Genomic DNA, 22,992 nt, shown 5'->3' with positions numbered 1-22,992 from the left:
CCGCCCGCAACTTCTGCCCAAGCCGCACCGCACTCGCAGCCGACACATCGAACCGTCGCGCAACAGATCGAACCGATTCACCCTGCACGACAGCCGCCGCAATCCGGCTGCGCAAATCCAACGAAAGTGACTTCGGCATTGCTGAAAGCCTCCCGCTAAAATCCATACGGAATCAGAAAACAACACAAAATGCCAGCCCCCGATTCCGTTACCCGCAGACAGACTCTAGCAAATGTTTCATCCCTCATGGGTCGAGTCCCTTGACCAGATCGCGATAGCGCTACGTCGCGAGGTCCAGATCTGTCTGGCCTGTCTTCTGCGGCTTTTTCTGGAAACGATGTAGCACGTAAACCGCATCGGCAAACCGAGCGACATAGATGACACGGAAAGCACCGGATTCATCCCTCACACGGATTTCCTGGACGCCCTTGCCGATGGATGGCATGGGCTTCCAGTGGGAGGGCGGTTGGGCGTTCTGCACCTTTTCAAGTTGATAGCCAGCTTCACGCCCGACCGCTTCCGGGAAGGCCCGCAGATCTCGGAGACTGTTGCCGCAAAACGTGAGAACCTTCATTCGTCAAATATACAAGGCACCGTATATTCGCGAAAGCTGCATCAGTGCAAATCAATGAAAAAACACGCTCGCCCCGTGTTCGGCAGCCCCCGTCATCGCCCGGAATGGTGCGAACAGTTCGCGGCCCATGCCGAATTCGTTGCCGGACAGGTCGGCTTCTGCCGGTTCGCGCGCATCCAATTCTGCGTCCGACACAAGCACGTTGATCTCGCCGGTCGTGGCATCCAGCCGGATGATATCACCTTCGCGGATCTTGGAGATCGGGCCGCCGTCCTTGGCCTCTGGGGTCATGTGGATGGCGGAGGGGACTTTGCCGGATGCGCCGGACATGCGCCCGTCGGTGATGAGGGCGACCATCTGGCCGCGATCCTGCAGGATGCCGAGCACGGTCGTCAGCTTGTGCAGTTCCGGCATGCCGTTCGCCTTGGGGCCCTGGAAGCGCACGACGGCGACGAAATTGCCCTCGAGCTTGCCCTCCTTGAAGGCGTCGTTGAGGCTTGCCTGATCGTGGAAGATCTTTGCCGGCGCCTCGATGATGTGGCGCTCCGGCTTGACGGCCGAGATCTTGATGACGGCCTTGCCGAGATTGCCGGTGAGCATCTTGAGGCCGCCCGTCGTCTGGAAGGGCTTGTCGATGGTGGCGAGCACCTTCGGGTCGTGGCTGACATCGGGCGCGCGCTCGCGGGCAACCGTGCCGTTCTCGCCGAGCTTCACGTCGATCGCATAGGCCTGGAGCCCATGGCCGAAGACGGTGCGCACGTCCTCGTGGATCATGCCGGTCTTCAAGAGCTGGCCGATGAGATAGCCGATCCCGCCGGCGGCGTGGAAATGGTTCACGTCCGCAAGGCCGTTGGGGTAGACACGGGCCAGCAGCGGGATGATGTCGGAAAGCTCCGAAATATCCTGCCAGGTGAGCATGATGCCGGCGGCGCGCGCCATGGCGACGAGATGCATCGTGTGGTTGGTCGAGCCGCCCGTCGCATGCAGGCCGATGACGCCGTTGACGATGGAGCGCTCGTCGATCATTTCGCCGGCGGGGGTGAATTCATTGCCGAGCGCGGTGATCGCCAGCGCCCGCTTGGTCGCCTCACGCGTCAGCGCGTCGCGCAGCGGCGTGCCGGGATTGATGAAGGACGCACCGGGCATGTGAAAGCCCATGATCTCCATCACCATCTGGTTGGAATTGGCCGTGCCGTAGAAGGTGCAGGTGCCGGGACCGTGATAGGACTTGGACTCGGCGTCCAGCAGTTCGTCGCGGCCGATCTTGCCTTCGGCGTAGAGCTGGCGCACGCGGGCCTTCTCGTCGTTCGGCAGGCCGGTCGTCATCGGGCCGGCGGGAATGAAGACGGCGGGGAGGTGGCCGAAGGTCATGGCCGCGATCATCAGGCCGGGCACGATCTTGTCGCAGACGCCGAGATAGACCGTGCTGTCGAACATATTGTGCGAGAGGCCTATGCCGGCTGCCATGGCGATGAGATCCCGCGAAAACAGCGACAGTTCCATGCCGGGCTGGCCCTGGGTTACGCCATCGCACATGGCGGGCACGCCGCCGGCCACCTGGGCGATGCCACCGGCTTGCGCCGCCGCTTCGCGGATCATCGCCGGGTAGGTTTCGAACGGCTGATGCGCCGACAGCATGTCGTTGTAGGAGGTGATGATCCCGAGATTGGGCACGGTGTCTCCCGACAGCGCGACCTTCTCGGAGGGGGAACAGACGGCGAAGCCATGCGCGAGATTGCCGCAGCCGAGCACGGAGCGGTGCACGCCTTTGGCGGCGGCGTTGCGCACGCGGTGGAGATAGAGTTCGCGTGAGGGCTTGGAGCGCTCGACGATGCGGGCGGTGATGGCTGCGATGCGGGGATCGACGGTCATGGCCTATCCTTCCGGGGCCTGTCCGGCCCCTGTCTCAGATGTGGATCATCGGTGTCGGCGCGAATGAGCGCCGGGTGTGTCAAGTCGCGCGCGACGGGCCGGTGACCGGGAGGGCACGCCCGTTACGGCGCCCAGTAAATCGCGACCGGCGAGGCGGCGCGGCGCAGGATGGCGCGGATCGGCATATCCGTTTCCGGACCGTCCCCTTGCGCCGTCTCCAGCACCGTCTTCTTGGCGTTACCCTCAATATGCAGCACCAGAAGCCGTGCATCCTCGAGGCTCGTAAACGTGAAGGTCAGTCGTGGCTCGCCGGCCCCCTCCGCCTGCATGGTCATCACGCCGCGCGGTGTCTGCGGGTCGAGCGCTTCGGCAAGGCGCGATCCGCCGGGGAAGAACGAGGCCGTGTGCCCGTCGCCGCCCATGCCCAGCACCACGACGTCGAAAGGCCGGCCGATCCGGGCCGTTTCCTTTGTCGCGGCGGCGGCCGACTCCTCGGCCGTGGCCGTGGGGTAGTAGAGCGGCTGGAAGGCGGCAGCGGAGGCCGCGCCCGTCAGAAGGTTGTCGCGCACCAGCTTTTCGTTGGAACGATCGCTGTCGGGCTCGACGAACCGCTCGTCCACCAGCGTCACCGAGACCTTGGTCCAGTCGAGCGGCGTGTTCGAAAGCGCCTTGAAGAAGGCCTTGGGCGTCGACCCGCCGGACACTGCGATGGAGGCCGAATCCTCTCTGGCAATGCCGGCGGAGAGAGCGTCGGCAACGGCCGTCGCCAGGTTTTCGGCAAGCTCTGCCGAGGTCTCGAAGGAATGAAGCGCAGACGTCATGGCTCAGACCACTTCGTGCCAGGTGCGGCCGTCACGCTCGATGAGCGCGATCGCCTGACTCGGACCCCAGGTGCCGGCCGTGTAGGACTGCGGCTTCTGGCCCACTTCGTCCCAGGCCTTGAGGATCGGATCCACCCAGCGCCAGGCCGCTTCCACCTCGTCGCGGCGCATGAACAGGGTCTGGTTGTTGCGGATCACGTCGAGCAGCAGGCGCTCGTAGGCGTCGGCGCTGCGGGCGTTGAAGGATTCGGCAAAGGTCATGTCCAGCGACACGTTGCGCAGGCGCATGCCGCCCGGGCCCGGATCCTTGATCATCAGCGACTGCTTGACGCCCTCGTCCGGCTGCAGGCGGATGATCAGCTGGTTGGCCTCCACGCGGCCGGCCGCATCGTCGAAGATCGAGTGCGGGATCGGCTTGAAGGAAATGACGATCTCCGACATGCGGGTCGCCATGCGCTTGCCGGTGCGGATGTAGAAGGGCACGCCGGCCCAGCGCCAGTTGTTGATCTCGGCCTTGATGCCGACGAAGGTTTCGGTGTTGGACACGCCGCCCTCGAGCTCCTCGAGATAGCCCTTGACCGCGCCGCCGGCGGAAGCGCCGGCCTTGTACTGGCCGCGCACCGTCATCTTCTCGACATTGGCCGCGGTGATCGGCTTCAGCGCGCGCAGAACCTTCAGCTTCTCGTCGCGCACGGCTTCCGCGTTCATCGATGGCGGAACCTCCATGGCGACGAGGCAAAGCAGCTGCAGGATGTGGTTCTGCACCATGTCGCGCAGCGCACCGGCCGTGTCGTAGTAGCCCGCGCGGCTCTCAAGCCCGACGGCTTCGGCCACTGTGATCTGAATGTGGTCGATATAGGACGAATTCCACAGCGGCTCGTACAGCGTATTGGCAAAGCGCAGCGCCATCAGGTTCTGCACGGTTTCCTTGCCGAGGTAGTGGTCGATGCGGAAGATCTGTTCTTCCTTGAACACCTTGCCGATCGTGTCGTTCAGCTCCAGCGCGGAGGCGAGGTCGCGGCCGATCGGCTTTTCCACCACGATGCGGGTGGTCTTTGTGATCAGCTTGTGGTCGCGGATCTTCTCGGAAATCGCGCCGAAAATGCCGGGGGCGACGGCGAGGTAGAAGGCGCGCACGCGGTCCTTGGCCTCGTCCAGCAGCGCCTTCAGCTTGTCCCAGCCCTGGTCGGTCTTGGCATCGACGGAAATGTAGAAAAGGCGGTCGGTGAAGGTCTTGACCTCGGCCTCGTCGTACTCGCCGGCCTTCAGGTGTTCCTTCAGCGCCGCGCGGCCGAACTGGCGGTAGTCCTCGTGCGTCATCGCGGTGCGCGAGGCGCCGATGATGCGGGTCGGGTCGGTCAGCTGGCCATCGAGCTGGCGGTGATAAAGGGCAGGAAGAAGCTTCCGCTCGGCAAGATCGCCGGTGCCGCCGAAGACGACATAGTCAAAGGGTTCGACGGGAATGATCTGGCTGCTCATGGGATATCGATCTCTCTCGGGTCGGGCGTTTTATAATCTAATCGATTTAAAGGCGCTAGTGCTGCGTTGCAAAAAATGCGCCGGGGGGAGGGTCACAGCTTGTCGCGCAAAGCATACCAAGTGAGCGCGAGGAACAAAAGCGGCGATCGGAAACGCCGTCCGCCGGGAAAGGCGGGGATGCGCAGCGCCTTCAGAAGGTCGAGATCGGTGCTGCGTCCGAGCACGAGATCGGCATAGAGCTTTCCGCAATGATTGGATAGCATGACGCCATGGCCGGAGAACCCGCCGATGCTGGTCACGCCGGGCATGACCTCGCGCACGAAGGGCTGGCGCGGCATGGTGATGCCGACGGATCCCCCCCAGGCATGGGTCATTCGCACCGCGGCAAGGTCCGGATAGATCTCCGCGATCTGCCGACGGATGTGTGTGGATATGTCGCGCGGATTGTCGGCCGTATAGGCCTCGCGTCCGCCGAAGAGCAGACGCCCGTCACGCGACCGGCGAAAGTAGCGCACCACGAAACGGCTGTCGGCAACGCTCTCGCCGCCGGGCAGCACGGGCGAGGCGTCGCCCAACGGTTCGGTGGCCCCGATGAAGGAGCGGATCGGCATGACATGCGACGCGGTCACCGGCTCCAGCCTGCCGATATGGGCGTTGCAGGCGATCAGCGCCCGGTCGGCGCGGATCGTGCCGCGCGCGGTTTCCACGAGCACCTTGCCCTGGGACAGCCGGATGTCCGTCGCCTGGGTGTTCTCGAACAGCTGCGCGCCGGCAGCCTGCGCGGCGCGGGCAAGCCCCACCAGCAGCTTCATTGGCTGGATATGGCCGGTACCGCTATCGCGGATGCCGAGCACGTAGTGCCGGGAACCGAGCCGCTCCGCCGTCTCCGCTGCATCCATCATCTGCAGATGCGGATAGCCGTAATCGCGTGCCATGCTTTCGACATAGGCCCGGTACGCCCTCTCGGAGGAAGCCTTGTGCGTCACAGAGAGGTGCCCCGGCTGGTACTCCATGTCGATGGCGTGGCGTGCGGCAAAGTCGAGGAGACCGCGCTTTGCGTCCTCCGCCATGTCGAAGAGCGCTTTGGCCCGCTCCCGGCCGTACTGCTTTTCAAGCTCGTCCACCTCGGCCCGCTGGCCGGTGCCCAACTGCCCGCCATTGCGCCCGGACGCGCCGTCGCCGAAGCGGCAGGCGTCGATCAGCACGACCCGCACTCCGCCGGCGGCAAGGTTACAGGCCGCCTGGAGACCGGTGAAGCCGCCGCCGATCACGGCGACATCGGCCGTCATGTCGCCATCAAGCGCCGGATAGGCCGGCCGCTCGCCCACGGCATCCTCGTACCACGAGATGCCGGGCGAGATCGGGCTCTGCCCCTGTGCCGCGGAGGTCATGGCGGGGCTCACACGTTGAGAAGCAGATATTCCCGCTCCCAGGGGCTGATCACCTGCATGAAGGTCTCGAACTCGCCGCGCTTCACGCCGGCATAGATGGCGATGAACTCGGCCGAGAACACGTCGTGGAAGGCGGGTTCGGCTTCCAGCGCCGCAACGGCTTCCAGAAGTCCGCGCGGCAGCTCGATCGCCTTGGTGTTGACGCTGTCGTCGGCCGGTGCCGTCGGCTCCAGTGCCTGCGTCAGGCCGAGATAGCCGCAGCCGAGCGAGGCCGCGAGCGCCAGATAGGGGTTGGCGTCCGAACTCGGCAGCCGGTTTTCCACGCGCCGCGCGGCCGGTTCGGAATCCGGCACACGAAACGCCGTTGTCCGGTTGTCGTAGCCCCAGGCATTGTTGACCGGTGCCGACATATCCGGCGTCAGCCGGCGATAGGAGTTCACGTAGGGCGCCATCATCGACAGCGCCTTCGGGATATAGTGCTGCATGCCGCCGATGAAGTGGAAGAACTCCTTGGAGGGCGAGCCGTCCGCGTTGGAAAACAGGTTGCGGCCGGTGTTCACTTCCACGATCGACTGGTGGATGTGCATGGCCGAGCCCGCCTGGCTCTGCATGGGCTTCGCCATGAAGGTCGCATAGATCCCGTGCTTCAGCGCGGCTTCGCGGATCGTGCGCTTGAACAGGAACACCTGGTCGGCCAGCTCGATCGGATCGCCATGCCGCAGGTTGATCTCCAACTGCGCCGGACCTTCCTCGTGGATCAGTGTATCGATCTCGAGACCCTGTTTTTCGGAGAAGTGGTAGATGTCGTCGATCAGCTCGTCGAACTCGTTGACGCCGGCGATCGAATAGGCCTGCCCACCCTGGATCGAGCGGCCCGAACGGCCCTTCGGCGGATGCAGCGGATAATCGGGATCGTCGTTCTTGGCGACGAGGTAGAATTCGATCTCGGGCGCGACGACCGGCTTCCAGCCCTTCAGCCTGTAGAGTTCCAGCACGTGTTTCAGCACGTTGCGCGGCGTATAGGGCACGTTTTCGCCCTTGGATCCGGCGATGTCGCAGATCACCTGCGCGGTCGGGTCTGTCTCCCAGGGAACGATGGAGAGCGTGGAGAGATCCGGCACGAGCTTGATGTCGCTGTCGCGGCTGTCATAGCGGAAGTCGCCCGTCTCCTCCGGGTACTCGCCCGAAATCGTGTGCCGGTAGATGGCGGAGGGCAAGGCGAGGGAGGTGTTGGAGGTGAATTTCGAAGAGGGCATCATCTTGCCGCGGGGAACGCCCGCAATGTCGGGGGTGATGCACTCCACGTCTTCGATGCCCCGAACCTTCAGCCAGTCGGCGGCTTCCTTCCAGGTCTTCACCCCGCGCGGCGCCTGAAGGGCGGACGGGATCTTGTTGCTTTTGGCGGATTTCGTCGTCGTGTTCGCGATCGTTTTCTTCGCAGGCATAAATCACCGGGGTTCTTTCGGATATTGCTTATCATAGACGGTGTTTGACGATTGGCCAGCTTGCCAGACGCGAAAATGCTGGCGATCCGATGCCGTTGACGTTATCGGGGCCTTTCTGACCAGAGGAGACGCGACGTGGCAAAGAGCTTCGACGTGGTGATCATCGGCGCGGGTGCGGCGGGAATGATGTGCGCGGCGGAAGCCGGCCGCCGGGGCCGCAGCGTGCTCGTGCTCGATCATGCGAAAGCGCCGGGCGAAAAGATCCGCATCTCCGGCGGTGGTCGCTGCAATTTCACCAACCTCCACACGGCGCCTGCCAACTTCCTCTCGCAGAACCCGCATTTCGCCAAATCCGCACTCGCCCGCTACACGCCGCGCGATTTCGTCGCCCTCGTCGAGCGGTACGGTATCGCCTGGCACGAGAAGACGCTGGGCCAGCTCTTCTGCGACGATACCGCCCGCGACATCGTCCGCATGCTGCTGGAGGAGATGAAGGCGGTCGGCGTCGTGCTCCGGCTGGGAACCGAGATTTCGGGCGTCGACGCTTCGGCCACCGGCTTTCGCGTCGCGCTCGCCGAGGAGACCATCGACGCCCGCACGCTGGTGATCGCGACCGGCGGCAAGTCGATCCCGAAGATGGGCGCCACCGGCTTTGCCTACCGCATCGCCGAGCAGTTCGGCCTGGGACTGGTCGAAACGCGTCCGGGTCTCGTGCCGCTGACGGTGGCCGATGCGGCGAAAGAGAGCCTCGGCGCCCTTGCGGGCCTCGCTGTCGATGTGCGCGCCGGCTGCGGCAAAACGACGTTCGACGAGGCCATGCTCTTCACCCACCGGGGCCTGAGCGGTCCGGCGATCCTGCAGATCTCGTCCTACTGGCGCGAGGGCGAGGAGATCCGGGTGGCTTTCGAGCCGGGTGTCGATCTCGGCGCCCTGCTGAAGGCGGCCCGCCGCACACAGGGCCGGCAGGCCGTGCAGACCGTGCTCGGCGAGCACCTGCCCAAGCGCCTTGCCCAGCATCTGGCCATCGAGGCGGCGCTCCTCGATCGCTCGCTGGCCGACCTCTCCGACAAGGCGATCGACCGGCTGGTGGGGCTCGTGTCCGGCTGGTCGCTGAAGCCCGCGGGATCGGAAGGCTACCGCACGGCGGAGGTGACGCTCGGCGGCGTGGATACCCGCCATCTCGATTCCCGCACCATGATGGCGAAGGCCGTGCCGGGCCTGTTCTTCATCGGGGAATGCGTTGATGTGACCGGCTGGCTCGGCGGCTATAATTTCCAGTGGGCCTGGGCCTCCGGCTTCTCCTGCGGGCAGGCTGTCTGACCCGCGCCACGCGCGGTGATGCCGAAAGCGTGAAGGCGCTTCAGGCCTTGTTAACGAAACTGTCCGACCCTACCTGTCGAATGGGAACGGATGGTCCCCCGGCTGCACGGTTCTCGCATTTTTAACGGGTGCGACAGAATGTGGCTGGTGGATCGTCTCAACCGGGTCTATTCTCTTCGGACGGAAGGACATGATATCATGAACCAGCATAGCCGACGCAATGCCCGTGCCATCGCCATCGCAAAGGCCGATGATAGCCGCACCCGGAAAATCCTGGCGCTGACCTACACCGCAGCCGCCTTCCTGACGGCCGCTGCCGTTATCGGCCTCTCGACCCTCGGATCGTTCTGAGCGGTCGCAGACCGGCACATGCGCTTCCGGCTGCATCGAAGGCTGCAGCCCGATACCTTGCGCGAATGACAGCGCGCACTTCGGCCGCTCGTCCCAAGGACGCGGCTTGCCCGCCGGCCACCCATCTCTCCCCTGCAAGCGCCCTTCAGGGCCGTTTCTCGCCACCGTGCCGACCGTCATGATGGTCGCAGAATGACGCGCACCTGTTCTGCCATGTTCAGATGGCAGGCGCATGACGATGTCTCCCGCCGCTTACACGAAATTAACGCCTCTCGTCCAAGCTGCAACCATTGAGGAGCAGGCTTGGACGACGCGCCCGGAGGGCTGCGGCGTCTTGCAATGATTGCGAAGCGGCTGGCGGTCTCCCCGCATTCTCTTCAGACCATGATGACGGCCTGACATGAAGCGCACCGAAGCGGCCGATGACGGCTCGGGGGGAGGCGGATGTAGGCCCTGCAAGCCAGGACGCGCCCATGTTCATCGACAAGATCCTTGCCCGCTTCAAGATCCAGACGAAGGTCCTCTTCTTCATTCTGCCCTTTGTCGTCAGCATCTGCGCCGTGGGCCTGACGGGGCTCTATGCATCCGGCCTGCTGCAGGGGCGCATGGAAATCTCCAACAGCGTGCTCCAGTCGCTGTCCGGCTTCCGCGACGTCTATGCCGGCATGAATGCCTTTCTGACCGACGCGAGCGAAAAGACGCGCGACGACGTCGTTCTCAAGATCACCAGCCAGGAAGCCGTGCTCAACGCGACGCGCGCCCAGATGGAAAACAGCGAGGGCGCCAGCCAGCTCGACAGCGCCATCGCCGGCACCGCGAAGATCCGCGAGCGCGTCGGAGAACTCTGGAAGCTGCACGAGGCGGAGGTCGCGCTGCGCACCTCCATCACCAAGAGCATCCGTCTTCTCCTCTCCACACAGGGCAAGCTCATCGAGGAGGCGACGTCCGTCGAACAGCGCGTGCGCGACGACGAGACCAAGGCGAAATCGCTCCTGCGCGAAGCCGAGCGTCTGACCGCCTCCAGCGATATCCTCACGGGCCTCACCTCCGATTTCGCCCGCGCGCCGACACCCGAAGCCAAGATCGCAGTGGCGCGCGACGGCCAGGCCGCGCTGGATCATGTTCTCGCCCAGATCGGCACGGCCCTGCCGGCCAGCCAGAAGGCCGTGGCCGACACGTTCAAGGCGACGATCGGCGAGATCCGCACGCTGGCCAACAATGGCGACCTCAGCGACGAGAACGCCAAGGCGATCGGCCGGCTGGTCGCGCGCTTCCGCCAGGCGAGCATCCAGTTCCAGACGGCGGCAACCGCGACGATGCGCAATGCGACGGCGACCTTCGGCAAGCTCGATGCGCCCCTGATCAAGGCCAACAAGATCCTCGAAAACGCACGCGCCATCGTGAACGCCGTCTCCGGAATCCGGCTTGCCGCCAGCAGCTTCCTCGAAACCTCCCAGCAGACGGACCAGGCGCGGCTTGCCCGCGAGGTCAACGTGCTTAATCAGGAGGTCCTGAATATCGCCTACACGGCGCCCGAAATGCCGTTCTTCTCGGGCCTTGCGGCCACCGTCCAGCCGGTCGCCGGCAAGATCAAGTCGGACAGCATGTCGCTGATCGGCGTCAGCGCGGGTCGGCATAAGGAGTTCGCCGACGCCGCAGCCGATATCGACCAGATCTGGCAACAGCTCGTCGGCTTTGCCGAGGAACAGAAGACCAATGCGGCGATCGAGCGCGAAAAGGCCAACCAGGTCTCCGTCTTCGCGACGGGCGGCGGTGTCGTCATCGCTCTTCTCGCCGGTCTCGCACTGGTTCTCACGCTGAAGGGTCCGATCGGCCAGATCACGGCCGCCATGCGCCGGCTGGCCGAAGGCGCGCTCGACACGCGCATCGACGGCGACGCCCGGAAGGACGAGATCGGCGACATGGCCCGCGCGCTCGGCGTCTTCAAGGAGAACGCCTTGTCGAAGGTGCGCATCGAGGCGGAAAGCGAGGAACAGCGGCTGCAGGCCGATGCCGAGCGCAGCCGCAACGATGCGGAGAAGCGATCGATGGACAGCCAGATCGATTTCGCGGTGAGCCAGCTCGCCGCCGGCCTCGGGCGGCTTGCCCAGGGGGATCTGTCGCAGCAGATCGAAACGCCGTTCAACGGCCGCCTCGAACAGCTGCGTGTGGATTTCAACGGCTCGCTCATTCGCCTGCAGGACACGCTCCTGCAGATCCGCAACAATGCCGTGCTGATCCAGCGCAGCGGCAACGATATGCACGCTTCGGCCGACAGCCTGTCGCGCCGCACCGAGGCGCAGGCCGCCTCGCTCGAGGAAACCGCCGCCGCCGTCGATCAGATCACGGTCACGGTGCGCTCCTCGGCCGAGCGCGCGCACGAAGCCAACGTCGCCGTGTCGCACACCAAGAAGAGCGCGGACGGCTCGGGCGTCGTCGTCACCAATGCCATCTCGGCCATGAGCCGCATCGAGGAGGCTTCGCGCCAGATCGAGCAGATCATCGAGGTCATCGACGAGATCGCCTTCCAGACCAACCTTCTCGCGCTCAATGCCGGCATCGAGGCGGCGCGGGCTGGCGAGGCGGGCAAGGGCTTTGCCGTGGTCGCGCAGGAGGTGCGCGAACTCGCCCAGCGCTCGGCCGGTGCCGCCCGCGAGATCAAGGGCCTGATCAACAAGTCCACGCTCGAGGTGACCGCCGGTTCGCAGGCGGTGAAGGAGACCGGCGCGGTGCTCGCCTCCATCAGCCAGCAGATCGTCGCAGTCAGCCAGCACGTCGACATGATCGCCACCGCCAGCCGCGACCAGGCCTCCGCGCTTCACGAGGTCAACGGCTCCGTCAACCAGATGGACCAGATGACCCAGCAGAACGCCACCATGGTCGACGAAGCCACGACGGCGAGCCGCGCCCTGGCAGAGCAGGCCGACACGCTCATGCAACTGGTCGAACAGTTCCGCCTGGAGCCCGCGGCCGGTCAGCGCATGGGCCGGGCTGCTTGAAGCATTGCAGCCACCGAGGGCGCGCTGCAGGCTCAGTCGGGAGCGCCAATGGTCTGTATGCTGCTTAAGGCAGACACAAAATCGCGCTGACTTCTCATTCCGCTTTTTGCCAGAATGGATTTTACGTGAGTGCGTATGGTCTCCACGCTCAGTTCTGCCGCGTCCGCTATTTCAGCAATCACAAAACCACGCGCGAGTTTCTCGGCAATGTGGGATTCTGCCGGGGAAAGGTCGAACATGCCCTGGATGAGTTGGGCGGTTGGTGTCTGGTTCTGGCCCACGGGCGTAATGAGCAGAAAATAGGCGGCACGCAGGAAGATTTCGCGAGCGACGCCGACGATCGGGACGAAATGCAGAATGGCCGGCGGTGTCTGATCCGTGGCCCGAAGGGGATAGGATCGCCCCGACTTTCCATCGCGATTGCGGCCGATAGAACGGTAGAATTGCTCCGCTGTCGCGTTGGCGAAACATAGCCTATCGGCTGCCCCGATTTGTATGCCCGAAGCAAATCTCTCGAAGAGCGAATTGGTACCGAGAAGTCGCCCGTCCGACCGAATCGTCGCTGCCGGAATGCTGGCGATTTTCAGCGCCTGGAGTGCGGCGTCGATCTTCGCGAATTCAAGGCGATTGGCGAGCACGGCAGCCCGGGATAAATGCGGACGAAGCAAATCGAGAAATTGCAATTCGGTCCGCGAGACGGGCCCGGCATCCCTGCGTTTGTCGATCGATATGCCGATCGTCACGCCACCAGGGCTCTTCACTGTCGTTCCAGCAGCATAGCCGAATCCACGAGGCCAAAGAAAGTCTCGATAGATAGATTGCCGGCTCATCCACGCTTCGTCGAGATGATCCGCGTCGCTCATGAAGCCACTGTGCGGGATGTTCACGAGAGCCTCTGTCCGCGGATTGTTGAAAGCCCATCCCTCATTGAAAAATGCGGTGTAGAGATCCAGCACCCCGTCAGAGGCAATCCATGGAAGCTTGGCGTCGCTGACATTGGCAAGCAATGCCCCCTCGGCACCGATCGCACATGAGATCCTGTCGAGAAGCGCCGGCCATGTCTCCGGGAGAAAGGCGGCCTGATAGATATCGTCCTCGAAAGACTTGGGATCCAGCATGGCACACAGGTCCGAACACGTTCATCCAAAGTTTTGCATCGCAGGATGAACTTGGCAACAGCGGCGTCGCTGCCGGCTGTCGAAATGTTCCCATGGATCCCCTCAACTCACCCATATGGGTGAGGACGCCTTGCGCATCCTATGGTGCCTGTTCTCCGGCCCGATAGGTGGTCGTTTGGAGATGTTACATGAACAAGGCAATCATTCTTCTGGCATTGGTGTTTGCAGGATCGCCTGCGTCTGCTGCGGAGGAAAGGGCGGCGACAAAGGCGGAGATCGAAAAGATTGCGGTGGGAAAAACGGTCAACGGCCGCATGACGTACGGTAAGGACGGAAGCTACGCCTACGCCGGTGGAGGCAAAGGCAAATACACGATCTCTGCCGGCAAGATCTGCGTGAAGTTCACCGGCGGCGGCAGCCGCTGCGACCGTATCGTGACCGACGGCAAGACATACACGCTCATCAATCAGAAGGGGGAGCGTTATCCCTATGGGCGCTGACAGCCAGCCTGTATCGCGTTCGATCTAATGTCAGAGCGGCAGTGGCCAGTTTGCCATAGAGCCGGTCATTACCCGCGCCGTTAATGCATGTCGTCTGACAGTGTGCGGCGGTTAAGAATATGGCATGCGTCACATCAAAGACTTGAAGCCCGTCGCGTAAATCTCTTTTCAAGCGACGGGCCTTCAACGAACCCTTGAGGAGAAGCAATGCGAACGATGACGAGAAGACGATCGCACGGGTTCGCCGAGACGATGCCGAGGGCGACAGCGTGGGCTTGCCCCCGATCGTCGGAGCGCTAACGGAAGCTGGGCTCGAAGGATGCGCGGTCGAACATCGGTGGGCGACTGCGATCTGTTGACCTGCAATCCATGTCGCGCTTGTTCCAGACGGGGAAAAAAGGGTGTCGGCCTGCATCGGCAGTCATCGCGCACATACCGAATATTGTCCATGCCATCAAAACTCACCCCGCAGCAAACGCCGCCCGCTCGTCCCGTTCCCGCTGGATCTGCTGGCGTCGGGAGACCAGGGAGACGATGACGACGCCGGTGGCGACGATGCCGATGAGGATGGTGCAGGCGGCGTTGATCTCGGGCGTGACGCCGAGGCGCACCTGGCTGTAGATCTTCATCGGCAGGGTGGTCGCGCCGGGGCCCGAGGTGAAGCTGGAGATGACGAGGTCATCCAGCGAGAGCGTGAAGGCGAGCACCCAGCCGGAGAAGACGGCCGGCGCAATCACCGGCAGCGTCACCTGAAAGAAGGTCGCTGTGGGCGTTGCGCCGAGGTCGAGCGCGGCCTCCTCGATCGACCGGTCGAAGCTTGCCAGCCGCGACTGGATGACGACCGCGACGAAGCACATGGTGAAGGTGATATGGGCGATCGTCAGCGTCCAGAAGCCGCGATCGAAGCCGATGGCGACGAAGAGCAGCAGCATCGACAGGCCGGTGATCACCTCGGGCATGACGAGCGGCGCATAGATCATGCCGGAAAACAGCACCCGGCCGTGAAAGCGCTGGTATCGCGTCATGGCGAGCGCCGCGAGCGTGCCGAGCACGGTGGCGATCGTGGCCGAGAGCAGGCCGACGCGCACCGTCACCCAGGCGGCATCCATCAAGGCCTCGTTGCGGAAGAGCTGCCCGTACCACTGGGTCGAGAAGCCGGCCCAGACGGTCACGAGCTTGGAGGCGTTGAAGGAGAAAATGACGAGCAGCACGATCGGCAGGTAGAGAAAGGCGAAGCCGATGACGATCGAGGCGATGTTGAAGCGGGACCAGCGGTTCATTCTATCGGCCCTCGCGATCGAGGCGCGACTGCGCGTTCTGGAAGAACATGATCGGCACGACGAGGATCATCAGCAGGATCGCGGCGACGGCCGAGGAGACGGGCCAGTCCCGGTTGGCGTTGAACTCGTTCCAGAGCGTCTTGCCGATCATCAGCGTTTCCGAACCACCGAGGAGATCGGGAATGACGAACTCGCCGACGGCAGGAATGAAGACCAGCAGGCAGCCGGCGATGACGCCCGGCAGCGACAGCGGAAAGGTGATGCGCCAGAAGGCCGAGATCGGCGTGCAGCCGAGGTCCTGCGCGGCTTCCGTCAGGCTGTGATCCATCTTCTCCAGTGCCGAATAGAGCGGCAGCACCATGAAGGGCAGGTAGGAATAGACGATGCCGATATAGATCGCGGTGTTGGTGTTGAGGATGATCAGCGGCTCGCTGATGAGGCCAGTGGACAGGAGAAGCTGGTTCAGCAGGCCTTCCGGCTTCAGAATGGCGATCCAGGCATAGACGCGGATAAGGAAGCTCGTCCAGAAGGGCAGAATCACCAGCATCAGGAGCGTCGGCCGCAGTGTCGTGGGCGCCTTCGCCATGCTGTAGGCGATGGGGTAGGCGATGAGCAGCGTCAGCGCGGTCGAGATCAGCGCGATGGTGAGGCTGGAGAGATAGGCGTTCGTGTAGAGCGCGTCTTCGGTCAGCCAGACATAGTTGTCGAAGGAGAACGTGCGAACATTGTCGATGAAGCCCGAAATGCCGTCCGCCCAGGCGAAGACGGGAAGATAGGGCGGCATGGCGACGGCGGTTTCCGACAGCGAGATCCGCAGCACGATGACGAAGGGAATGAGGAAGAAGACCAGCAGCCACGCATAGGGGATGATGATCACGAGACGGTTGACGATGGCGGGGAGCAGCCTGTTCATCGGCGTCAATCCTTCAGCACGACGCCGGCATCCCGGTCGAACGAGATCCAGACCTTCTGGTCGTAGCCGAGCGGGTCCTCGACGGCGCGCACCGCATTCAGCGATGATGCCTTGACGACTTTGCCGCTGTTCAGCTTGACGTGATAGACGGTCATGTCGCCGAGATAGGCGATATCCCAGAGCTCGCCCTCCGCCGCGTTGACGGGGCTTCCGGCCGGCATCTGCCGCCCGACGCGGATCTTTTCCGGGCGGATGGCAAAGCCGGCTTTTGCGCCCTCGCTCGGATGCTCGCTGCTGGCCGCCTCGATCGCGAAACCCGCATCTGCCTCGATGCGGATCTCGGAGGCCTGCGCCCGCGAGACCGTACCGTCGAAGATGTTCACGTCGCCGATGAAGTCGGCCACGAAGCGGGAGTTGGGCGCCTCGTAGATCTCGGCGGGCGTCGCCACCTGGATGACCTTGCCATGCGCCATCACGGCGATGCGGTCGGCCATGGTCATCGCCTCTTCCTGGTCGTGCGTCACGACCACGAAGGTGAGGCCCAGATCCTGTTGCAGGTCCATCAGCTCGAACTGGGTCTCCTCGCGCAGCTTCTTGTCGAGCGCGCCGAGCGGTTCGTCGAGCAGCAGCACCTTCGGCTGCTTGGCAAGCGACCGGGCCAGCGCCACGCGCTGCCGCTGACCGCCGGAAAGCTGATGCGGTTTGCGCTTGGCGAACGGTTCCATCTTCACGAGCTTCAGCATCTGCGTCACCCGCTCGGCAATCGCCGGTTTCGGCATGCCGTCCTGCTTCAGCCCGAAGGCGATGTTGGCCTCCACCGTCATATGCGGAAACAGGGCATAGGACTGGAACATCATGTTGACGGGGCGGCGATAGGGCGGGATGCCCTCAAGGTTCTGCCCGTCGAGAATGATCTCGCCCGAGGTCGGCTGTTCGAAACCCGCGAGCATCCGCAACAGCGTCGATTTTCCGCAGCCGGACGCGCCGAGCAGCGCATGGAACTCGCGTGTGTAGATATCGAGCGAGAGATCGTCCACCGCGACGAAATCGCCGAAGCGCTTGGTGACGTTGCGAAAGGAGATGAAGGGCTTGGACGAGGGATCCGTCCAGGGGGAAAAGGAGCGGCGAATGCTGCCAAGAGACTTCATGGTGATGCCTGGGTTCAAGAGGGCGTCAAGCGGCGGGGCATGAGGTTTCATCTGTCCCGGCCGTCAAAAAAATGCCCGGTTTTTTCAAACCGGGCAAAGTCACTGGCGACATTACTGGCCTGTCGTGATCTTGGTCCACAACCGGGTCACGAGGCGTTGCTCCTTGGGCCCGAGCGGCGCGATGGTGAACAGCTTTGCCATCACGTCTTCCGGCGGATAGATCGCCGGGTCGTCGATCACATCCTTGTCGATGAAGGCCTGCGACGCCTTGTTGCCATTGGCGTAGTAGACGTAGTTCGTCGCCTTGGCGACGATCTCCGGCTTCATCATGAAGTTGATGAATTCGTGCGCCTCCGCCACATGCTTCGCATCGGCCGGGATGCCGAAGACGTCGAATGTCAGCTGTGCGCCCTGATCCGGGATCGAGAAATTGACCTCGACGCCGGCTTTCGCCTCCGCAGCGCGGTCGCGCGCCTGGAAAACGTCGCCGGAATAGCCGATCGCCGCGCAGATATCGCCGTTTGCCAGCGCGTTGATGTATTCCGACGAATGGAATTTCCGCACATAGGGCCGAATGGCGAGCAGGACCTCCTCGGCCTTGTCGAGATCGTCCTTGGCGGTGCTTCTCGGGTCAAGTCCCAGATAAACGAGGACGGAGGGAATGACGTCGGTCGGGCTGTCGAGCATGTAGATGCCGCAATCCTTCAGCTTGGCGGCATTTTCCGGCTTGAACAGCGCGTCCCAGTTGGGCTTCGCGTCGGTGCCGAGCGCGGCCTTGACCTTCTCGACATTATAGCCGATCCCGGTCGTGCCCCACATGTAGTCGACGCTGTATTCGTTGCCGGGATCGAACACCGCGACGCCCTTGGTGATCACGTCCCACATGTTGGAGAGATTGGGAAGCTTGGACTTGTCGAGCTTCTGGTAGACGCCGGCGGCGATCTGACGCTGGAGAAAATACGCGGACGGAACGACCACGTCGTACCCGCTGCCGCCGGCCAGGAGCTTGGTCTCGAGAACCTCGTTGGAATCGTAGACGTCGTAGACGACCTTGATGCCGGTTTCCTTGGTGAATTGCTCGAGGATGCTGGCATCGATGTAGTCGGACCAGTTGTAGACATTGACGACGCGCTCCTGCGCGCTCGCAAACCCCGCGGATCCGGCCAGGATGAGGCCGGTAACCAGGCTGACGATCTTCAACGACATGCTATTCCCCTTTTATTGTTCGCAACCTGGGTCGCGCTAACGAAAGGTTAAGCAGCTTTCCGTCGAAGCTCAAGGCCTTTCGCACCCGCGAAGGGCGCCCGCGCCGGACATCCACGGGAACCGCCGCCGACAGCCTCCGTCATTGGCTACTGGAAGTCGAAAACGCTCAGTCCGGCGACCATTTCATCGAGCCCGAGGGGGCGGGTCACCGGCGGTTCGGCGCGCGCAAGGCAGCCCTGCCGTTCGCAGAGACGGCAGGCCGTACCTGCGGCCAGCGGCGGCGCGGGCACGGCGGCATAGACCGTCTCGCCCGCCTGTCCGGCCTCGCAGCCGAGCAGAAGCGCGGTGCGCCGCACGCGTTCGGCAAAGCCCGAGCGCGGCCCGTCCGTCGTGCGGGCGACGAGGAGAAAGCTGGCGCCACCGGGCATTTCCGCGCGCTCCACCAGGATCTGCCCCGGCTGGGCGAAGGTCGCGTGCAGGCTCAGCTTCACGCATCCGCCGCCGAAGGTCCGATGCGGAAAACCCGTCGCGCCGCGTGCGCGCAGCCGGTTTCCGGCATGGTCGATTTCCAGAAGGAAGAAGGGCGGTCCGAGCGCGCCGCCGCGTTGCAACGTCACCATGCGGCTGGCCGCCTGCTCGAAGCTCACCCGCATGCGCACCCGTACGAGATCGATATCGAACTGCACGCGCCGACAGATGTCGAGAAAGGTGCCGTAAGGCATCATCAGCGCCAGTGCGGCATAACGGGCCAGCTCGAACCGGGCGATGCGCCGCGCCTCGCCGGAGGTAAGCGGCAGGGCCGAAAGCTCTTCGGCCAGCGCCTCGGGCATGGCGAAATGCGCAGCCTCCATGGCGATTTCGCAGAGCTGGTCCTCGGACGACAGGCGCTCGGACAGGAAGAGGCGCAGCGAATGCCGATCGAACCGGCGCCGCAGATCCGGCATGACGTGGATCGGCAGGGTGCGCACCGCCAGCCCGTGGTCGCGGCGCAGCCAGTCCTTCAGCGCCGTCTGCAGGTCGTCTCCGGGTGCCAGCCGCTGGTGGAACGCTTCGGCGGCGGCATCGAGCCGCGCAAAATGATAGGGCCGGGTCTCGAAGATCTCGCGCACCTCGTCCATCGGCAGGCGGGCGCCGCTGAGGGCTGCGGCCTGATCCTGACCGGACAGCAGGCTCGTCAGATCCTTCAGCCGGGAACCCTGCTCCTTGTAGGCCCGGTAGAGCTTGATCAGTCCCATCGCCGCATTCGGCGCCGCGTCCGCGATCTCGATCAGCTCCTGGTCGCCCGGCAGCTCTCCCGACAGCAGCGGATCGGCGAACACGGCGCGCAGCTCGCCCAGACTGTCGGAGGCCTGCCCGCGCAGTTCCGCAAGGTCGATCTGATAGACGGCGGCCAGCTTCAGGAGCAGCTGCACCGTCAGCGGGCGCTGGTTGCGTTCGATCAGGTTGAGATAGGACGGCGAGATGCCCAGTGCCTCCGCCATGGCCGTCTGCGTCAGCGACAGCCCGTTGCGGATACGGCGGACACGCGGTCCGGCAAAGATCTTGTTCTCGCTCATGACAAAATTTACACCGCGCACGATGTTTCTGGCTGTGACTATTTTTACAATATTACAGGTCCGTGATGTAAAAGACAAGACAGCATAACCTCTTTCACCTCCACAATACCATGAAACTATTGGCGAAAAATTACGCTGTCCGGTACATGTCCCTGCAGGGATCACGGGAATGCCAACAGGCCTTACCCCCGTGGTCGATGCGAGAGGAGGATCTCATGACGAAATTTGACACGACGATATCATCCGCTTTGGTTCAAGGCTTTGACAAGATCGTGGGACGGATTCCGGTGGACGATGTGGCGCGCCTTCGTGGCTCCGTCGCCGATCGCTCGACACTGGCAAGGAACGGCGCGAACCGCCTCTGGAAGCAACTCCGTGAAGACGCCTCCTTCACGGCCCCGGAAGCCCTGTCCGGCAATCCGGCATGCCAGGTGGTTCGCGCCCGCCTTCACCGCGGCGGCTAGATGTCGGAAGCCCCGCACCATTCTCGATTTACAGCATTCCAATTCACGATCTCCAGGAAAGGACGACCACAATGACGATCCAGACCCGCGTCAAGGAACGCGCAGACGAACAGGCTTCCAGCATGACCACCGACCAGCAGGCCGCGATCCGCATGGTCGCCAACGACCTGCACCGCCTGAACCACACCATCATGAAGGCCGTCGAGGCAGGCGTTTCGGTCGAGCTCGTCCGCTCCGCCCGCCATCACGCCGGCGAAGGCAACTGGGGGGACCTGATGATCCCTGTCATCGTTACCCAGGGCCGTGGCTGATCCCCGCCCCCGGCTGTGATCGAAGGCCCGGCAAGACCTCTGCCGGGCCTTCGTCATGCCGTCCGGTCCTCTCGCACGTTCGGGTGCGAGCGGCAGGAAGCGGCCGGCGGCGGCGTGAAATCGGCAGGGCTGCACCAAGGTCCGTTTACCCCGCGCGACGACGTGTTATAGATCGGGTGCCGCGTATGAGGGAGACATGATGCAATCCGACCAGCCGCTCTGGACACCGTCGCAAGCCTCCATCGATGCGCAACCGCTGACGGCCCTCATGGCACTCTGCAGCCAGCGGCACCGCGTGCACTTTGCCGATGTCGATGCGTTTCACGCATGGTCGGTCGCCGACCGCGCCGCTTTCTGGAGCGACCTGTGGGACTTTTGCGGCATCGTGGGCGACAAGGGCGCGCGCGCACTGGTCGATGACGGTCATATGACCGAGGCCCGCTTCTTCCCCGATGCCAGCCTCAACTTCGCCGAAAACCTCCTGCGGAAAACCGGCGGCGGCGATGCCATCGTCTTCCGCGGCGAAGACAAGGTCTCGTCCCGCCTCTCTTGGGATGCGCTGTCCGCACTCGTGTCGCGCCTGCAGCAGGCGCTGTCCGCGCTCGGGATCGGGGAGGGCGACCGGGTCGCCGCCATGATGCCGAATCTGCCGGAGACCGTGGCCCTGATGCTGGCGACGGCCTCGCTCGGCGCCATCTGGTCGTCCTGCTCTCCCGATTTCGGCGAGCAGGGGGTGCTCGACCGTTTCGGCCAGATTTCCCCGAAACTCTTCGTCGCCTGCGACGGCTACTGGTACAATGGCAAGCGTCAGGACGTGGCGGAGAAGGTCAAGGCCGTGTCCGGGCGGCTCGGGATTCCCGTGCTCGTCATTCCCTATGCGGGAGAGGCCGATGCGCTGGCCTCCGCGCTTCCCGATGGCCGCACGCTGCCCGATTTCATCGCGCCGTTCGAGGCGCGGGCGCTGTCATTTCGCCGGCTACCGTTTTCCCATCCGCTGTATATCCTGTTTTCCTCGGGCACCACGGGCGTGCCGAAATGCATCGTGCATTCGGCCGGGGGAACGCTGGTCCAGCACCTGAAGGAGCATGCCCTGCATTGCGGGCTGAGGGACGGCGACCGGCTGTTCTACTTCACCACCTGCGGATGGATGATGTGGAACTGGCTCGCCACCGGCCTCGCCTCAGGCGTCACGCTGTGCCTTTACGACGGCTCGCCCTTCTATCCCGATGGCACGGTCCTGTTCGATTTCGCGCAGGCCGAACGCTTTACCGTGTTCGGCACGTCGGCGAAATATATCGACGCCGTCAGAAAGTCCGGGCTGACGCCGAAGGAGACGCACGATCTTTCGACCCTCCGCGTCATCACATCGACCGGCTCGCCTTTGTCGCCGGAAGGCTTCACCTTCGTCTACGAGGGCATCAAGTCCGATATCCAGCTCGCCTCCATTTCGGGCGGCACCGATATCGTCTCGTGCTTCGTGCTCGGCAATCCGCTGAAGCCCGTCTGGCGCGGCGAGATCCAGGGGCCGGGGCTGGCGCTCGCCATGGATGTCTGGGACGACGAGGGCCGCCCGATCAAGAGCGAGAAGGGTGAGCTGGTCTGCACCAAGGCGTTTCCGAGCATGCCGATCCTGTTCTGGAACGACCCGGACGGCGCGCGCTACCGTGCCGCCTATTTCGAGCGCTTCGACAATGTCTGGTGCCACGGCGATTTTGCGGAATGGACCGCGCATGGCGGCTTCGTCATCCACGGCCGTTCGGATGCGACGCTCAACCCCGGCGGCGTCCGCATCGGCACGGCGGAGATCTATAACCAGGTCGAGCAGATGGAGGAGGTCACGGAAGCCCTCTGCATCGGGCAGGACTGGGACGACGACGTGCGCGTCGTTCTGTTCGTGCGCCTTGCCGGCGGCGTCTCGCTCGATGACGATCTGGCCAAGGCGATCCGTGCGCGCATCCGCACCGGCGCCTCCCCCCGCCACGTTCCCGCAAAGATCATCGCCGTCGCCGACATTCCGCGCACGAAGTCCGGCAAGATCGTCGAGCTTGCCGTTCGCGACGTGGTGCATGGACGGCCGGTGAAGAACAAGGAAGCGCTGGCCAATCCGGAAGCGCTGGATCTCTATGCCGATCTTGAGGATCTCAAGGCCTGATATCCCGGCCTCGATGACGGAGATCGTCAGCCGTGGCTCGATCGAATTTCACACTGCGTCAGTGCATTCTTTCGTCCGAAAGCCTGCCGTAG

General features: G+C 63.7%; 20 protein-coding genes. 7 read left to right on the top strand and 13 right to left on the bottom strand.

The features are described from left to right. The 7 genes from LRX75_RS23445 to LRX75_RS19305 form a co-directional block, all read right to left on the bottom strand. Nucleotides 1-139 (bottom strand): helix-turn-helix domain-containing protein (locus LRX75_RS23445; RefSeq protein ID WP_420851161.1); only part of this gene is annotated, 139 nt, incomplete at its 3' end. A gap of 141 nt (nucleotides 140-280) precedes the next feature. Further along, nucleotides 281-574, bottom strand: coding sequence for a type II toxin-antitoxin system RelE/ParE family toxin (locus tag LRX75_RS19330; RefSeq protein ID WP_231816280.1), 294 nt, complete (start codon nucleotides 572-574; stop codon nucleotides 281-283). 51 nt (nucleotides 575-625) lie between these two features. Next, nucleotides 626-2,446 (bottom strand): phosphogluconate dehydratase, encoded by a 1,821-nt coding sequence (edd, locus tag LRX75_RS19325; protein WP_231816279.1) that lies wholly within the window; start codon nucleotides 2,444-2,446, stop codon nucleotides 626-628. A gap of 122 nt (nucleotides 2,447-2,568) precedes the next feature. After that, entirely contained in the window at nucleotides 2,569-3,267 is a 699-nt protein-coding gene (pgl, locus tag LRX75_RS19320) for a 6-phosphogluconolactonase (RefSeq protein WP_231816278.1), read from the bottom strand. 3 nt (nucleotides 3,268-3,270) lie between these two features. Continuing rightward, nucleotides 3,271-4,746 (bottom strand): glucose-6-phosphate dehydrogenase, encoded by a 1,476-nt coding sequence (zwf, locus tag LRX75_RS19315; RefSeq protein WP_231816277.1) that lies wholly within the window; start codon nucleotides 4,744-4,746, stop codon nucleotides 3,271-3,273. 92 nt (nucleotides 4,747-4,838) lie between these two features. Continuing rightward, the gene (locus tag LRX75_RS19310; protein WP_231816276.1) at nucleotides 4,839-6,137 is read right to left on the bottom strand and encodes an NAD(P)/FAD-dependent oxidoreductase; all 1,299 of its coding nucleotides are present in this window, start codon (nucleotides 6,135-6,137) and stop codon (nucleotides 4,839-4,841) included. Between the two features lie 8 nt (nucleotides 6,138-6,145). Further along, the gene (locus LRX75_RS19305) at nucleotides 6,146-7,582 is read right to left on the bottom strand and encodes a glutamine synthetase family protein (protein WP_113149125.1); all 1,437 of its coding nucleotides are present in this window, start codon (nucleotides 7,580-7,582) and stop codon (nucleotides 6,146-6,148) included. A 135-nt stretch (nucleotides 7,583-7,717) separates the two neighbouring features. Here LRX75_RS19305 and LRX75_RS19300 point away from each other — a divergent pair, with 135 nt between their 5' ends. The 3 genes from LRX75_RS19300 (at nucleotide 7,718) to LRX75_RS19290 (ending at nucleotide 12,252) form a co-directional block, all read left to right on the top strand. Next, entirely contained in the window at nucleotides 7,718-8,902 is a 1,185-nt protein-coding gene (locus LRX75_RS19300) for a BaiN/RdsA family NAD(P)/FAD-dependent oxidoreductase (protein WP_231816275.1), read from the top strand. Between the two features lie 198 nt (nucleotides 8,903-9,100). Next, nucleotides 9,101-9,253, top strand: a complete 153-nt coding sequence (locus LRX75_RS19295; protein WP_231816274.1) for a hypothetical protein — start codon at nucleotides 9,101-9,103, stop codon at nucleotides 9,251-9,253. Nucleotides 9,254-9,726: 473 nt separating this feature from the next. Continuing rightward, nucleotides 9,727-12,252, top strand: a complete 2,526-nt coding sequence (locus LRX75_RS19290; RefSeq protein WP_231816273.1) for a methyl-accepting chemotaxis protein — start codon at nucleotides 9,727-9,729, stop codon at nucleotides 12,250-12,252. 32 nt (nucleotides 12,253-12,284) lie between these two features. Here the strand turns inward: LRX75_RS19290 and LRX75_RS19285 are convergent, their stop codons facing one another. Next, the gene (locus LRX75_RS19285; RefSeq protein WP_231816272.1) at nucleotides 12,285-13,370 is read right to left on the bottom strand and encodes a helix-turn-helix transcriptional regulator; all 1,086 of its coding nucleotides are present in this window, start codon (nucleotides 13,368-13,370) and stop codon (nucleotides 12,285-12,287) included. Between the two features lie 188 nt (nucleotides 13,371-13,558). Between LRX75_RS19285 and LRX75_RS19280 the strand changes: the two genes are divergently transcribed. Further along, a complete protein-coding gene (locus tag LRX75_RS19280; RefSeq protein WP_231816271.1) occupies nucleotides 13,559-13,870 on the top strand; it encodes a hypothetical protein in 312 nt (103 codons plus the stop codon). 461 nt (nucleotides 13,871-14,331) lie between these two features. On the opposite strand, the gene LRX75_RS19275 is transcribed toward LRX75_RS19280, so the two are convergent. The 5 genes from LRX75_RS19275 to LRX75_RS19255 form a co-directional block, all read right to left on the bottom strand. Next, a complete protein-coding gene (locus LRX75_RS19275) occupies nucleotides 14,332-15,150 on the bottom strand; it encodes an ABC transporter permease (RefSeq protein ID WP_231816270.1) in 819 nt (272 codons plus the stop codon). A 1-nt stretch (nucleotide 15,151) separates the two neighbouring features. Next, the gene (locus LRX75_RS19270) at nucleotides 15,152-16,063 is read right to left on the bottom strand and encodes an ABC transporter permease subunit (protein ID WP_231816269.1); all 912 of its coding nucleotides are present in this window, start codon (nucleotides 16,061-16,063) and stop codon (nucleotides 15,152-15,154) included. Nucleotides 16,064-16,068: 5 nt separating this feature from the next. Further along, nucleotides 16,069-17,211: an ABC transporter ATP-binding protein gene (locus LRX75_RS19265; protein WP_231816268.1), complete on the bottom strand. Its 1,143-nt coding sequence runs from the start codon at nucleotides 17,209-17,211 to the stop codon at nucleotides 16,069-16,071. 111 nt (nucleotides 17,212-17,322) lie between these two features. Continuing rightward, nucleotides 17,323-18,417, bottom strand: coding sequence for a polyamine ABC transporter substrate-binding protein (locus tag LRX75_RS19260; RefSeq protein ID WP_231816267.1), 1,095 nt, complete (start codon nucleotides 18,415-18,417; stop codon nucleotides 17,323-17,325). A gap of 146 nt (nucleotides 18,418-18,563) precedes the next feature. After that, on the bottom strand, nucleotides 18,564-19,973 hold the full coding sequence (locus LRX75_RS19255) for a helix-turn-helix domain-containing protein (RefSeq protein ID WP_231816266.1): 1,410 nt from the start codon (nucleotides 19,971-19,973) through the stop codon (nucleotides 18,564-18,566). Between the two features lie 215 nt (nucleotides 19,974-20,188). Here LRX75_RS19255 and LRX75_RS19250 point away from each other — a divergent pair, with 215 nt between their 5' ends. From LRX75_RS19250 to LRX75_RS19240, 3 genes are all read left to right on the top strand, one after another. Then, nucleotides 20,189-20,437, top strand: a complete 249-nt coding sequence (locus LRX75_RS19250) for a hypothetical protein (RefSeq protein ID WP_231816265.1) — start codon at nucleotides 20,189-20,191, stop codon at nucleotides 20,435-20,437. Between the two features lie 71 nt (nucleotides 20,438-20,508). Then, the gene (locus tag LRX75_RS19245; protein WP_062595051.1) at nucleotides 20,509-20,748 is read left to right on the top strand and encodes an SMc00767 family acetate metabolism repressor; all 240 of its coding nucleotides are present in this window, start codon (nucleotides 20,509-20,511) and stop codon (nucleotides 20,746-20,748) included. Nucleotides 20,749-20,947: 199 nt separating this feature from the next. Further along, nucleotides 20,948-22,900, top strand: a complete 1,953-nt coding sequence (locus LRX75_RS19240) for an acetoacetate--CoA ligase (protein ID WP_231816289.1) — start codon at nucleotides 20,948-20,950, stop codon at nucleotides 22,898-22,900. Nucleotides 22,901-22,992: the final 92 nt, after the last annotated feature.

This window comes from Rhizobium quercicola (assembly GCF_021168455.1).
GTDB classification, from domain to species: Bacteria; Pseudomonadota; Alphaproteobacteria; order Rhizobiales; family Rhizobiaceae; genus Ferranicluibacter; species Ferranicluibacter quercicola.
This window is presented reverse-complemented; position numbering and strand designations above follow the sequence as displayed.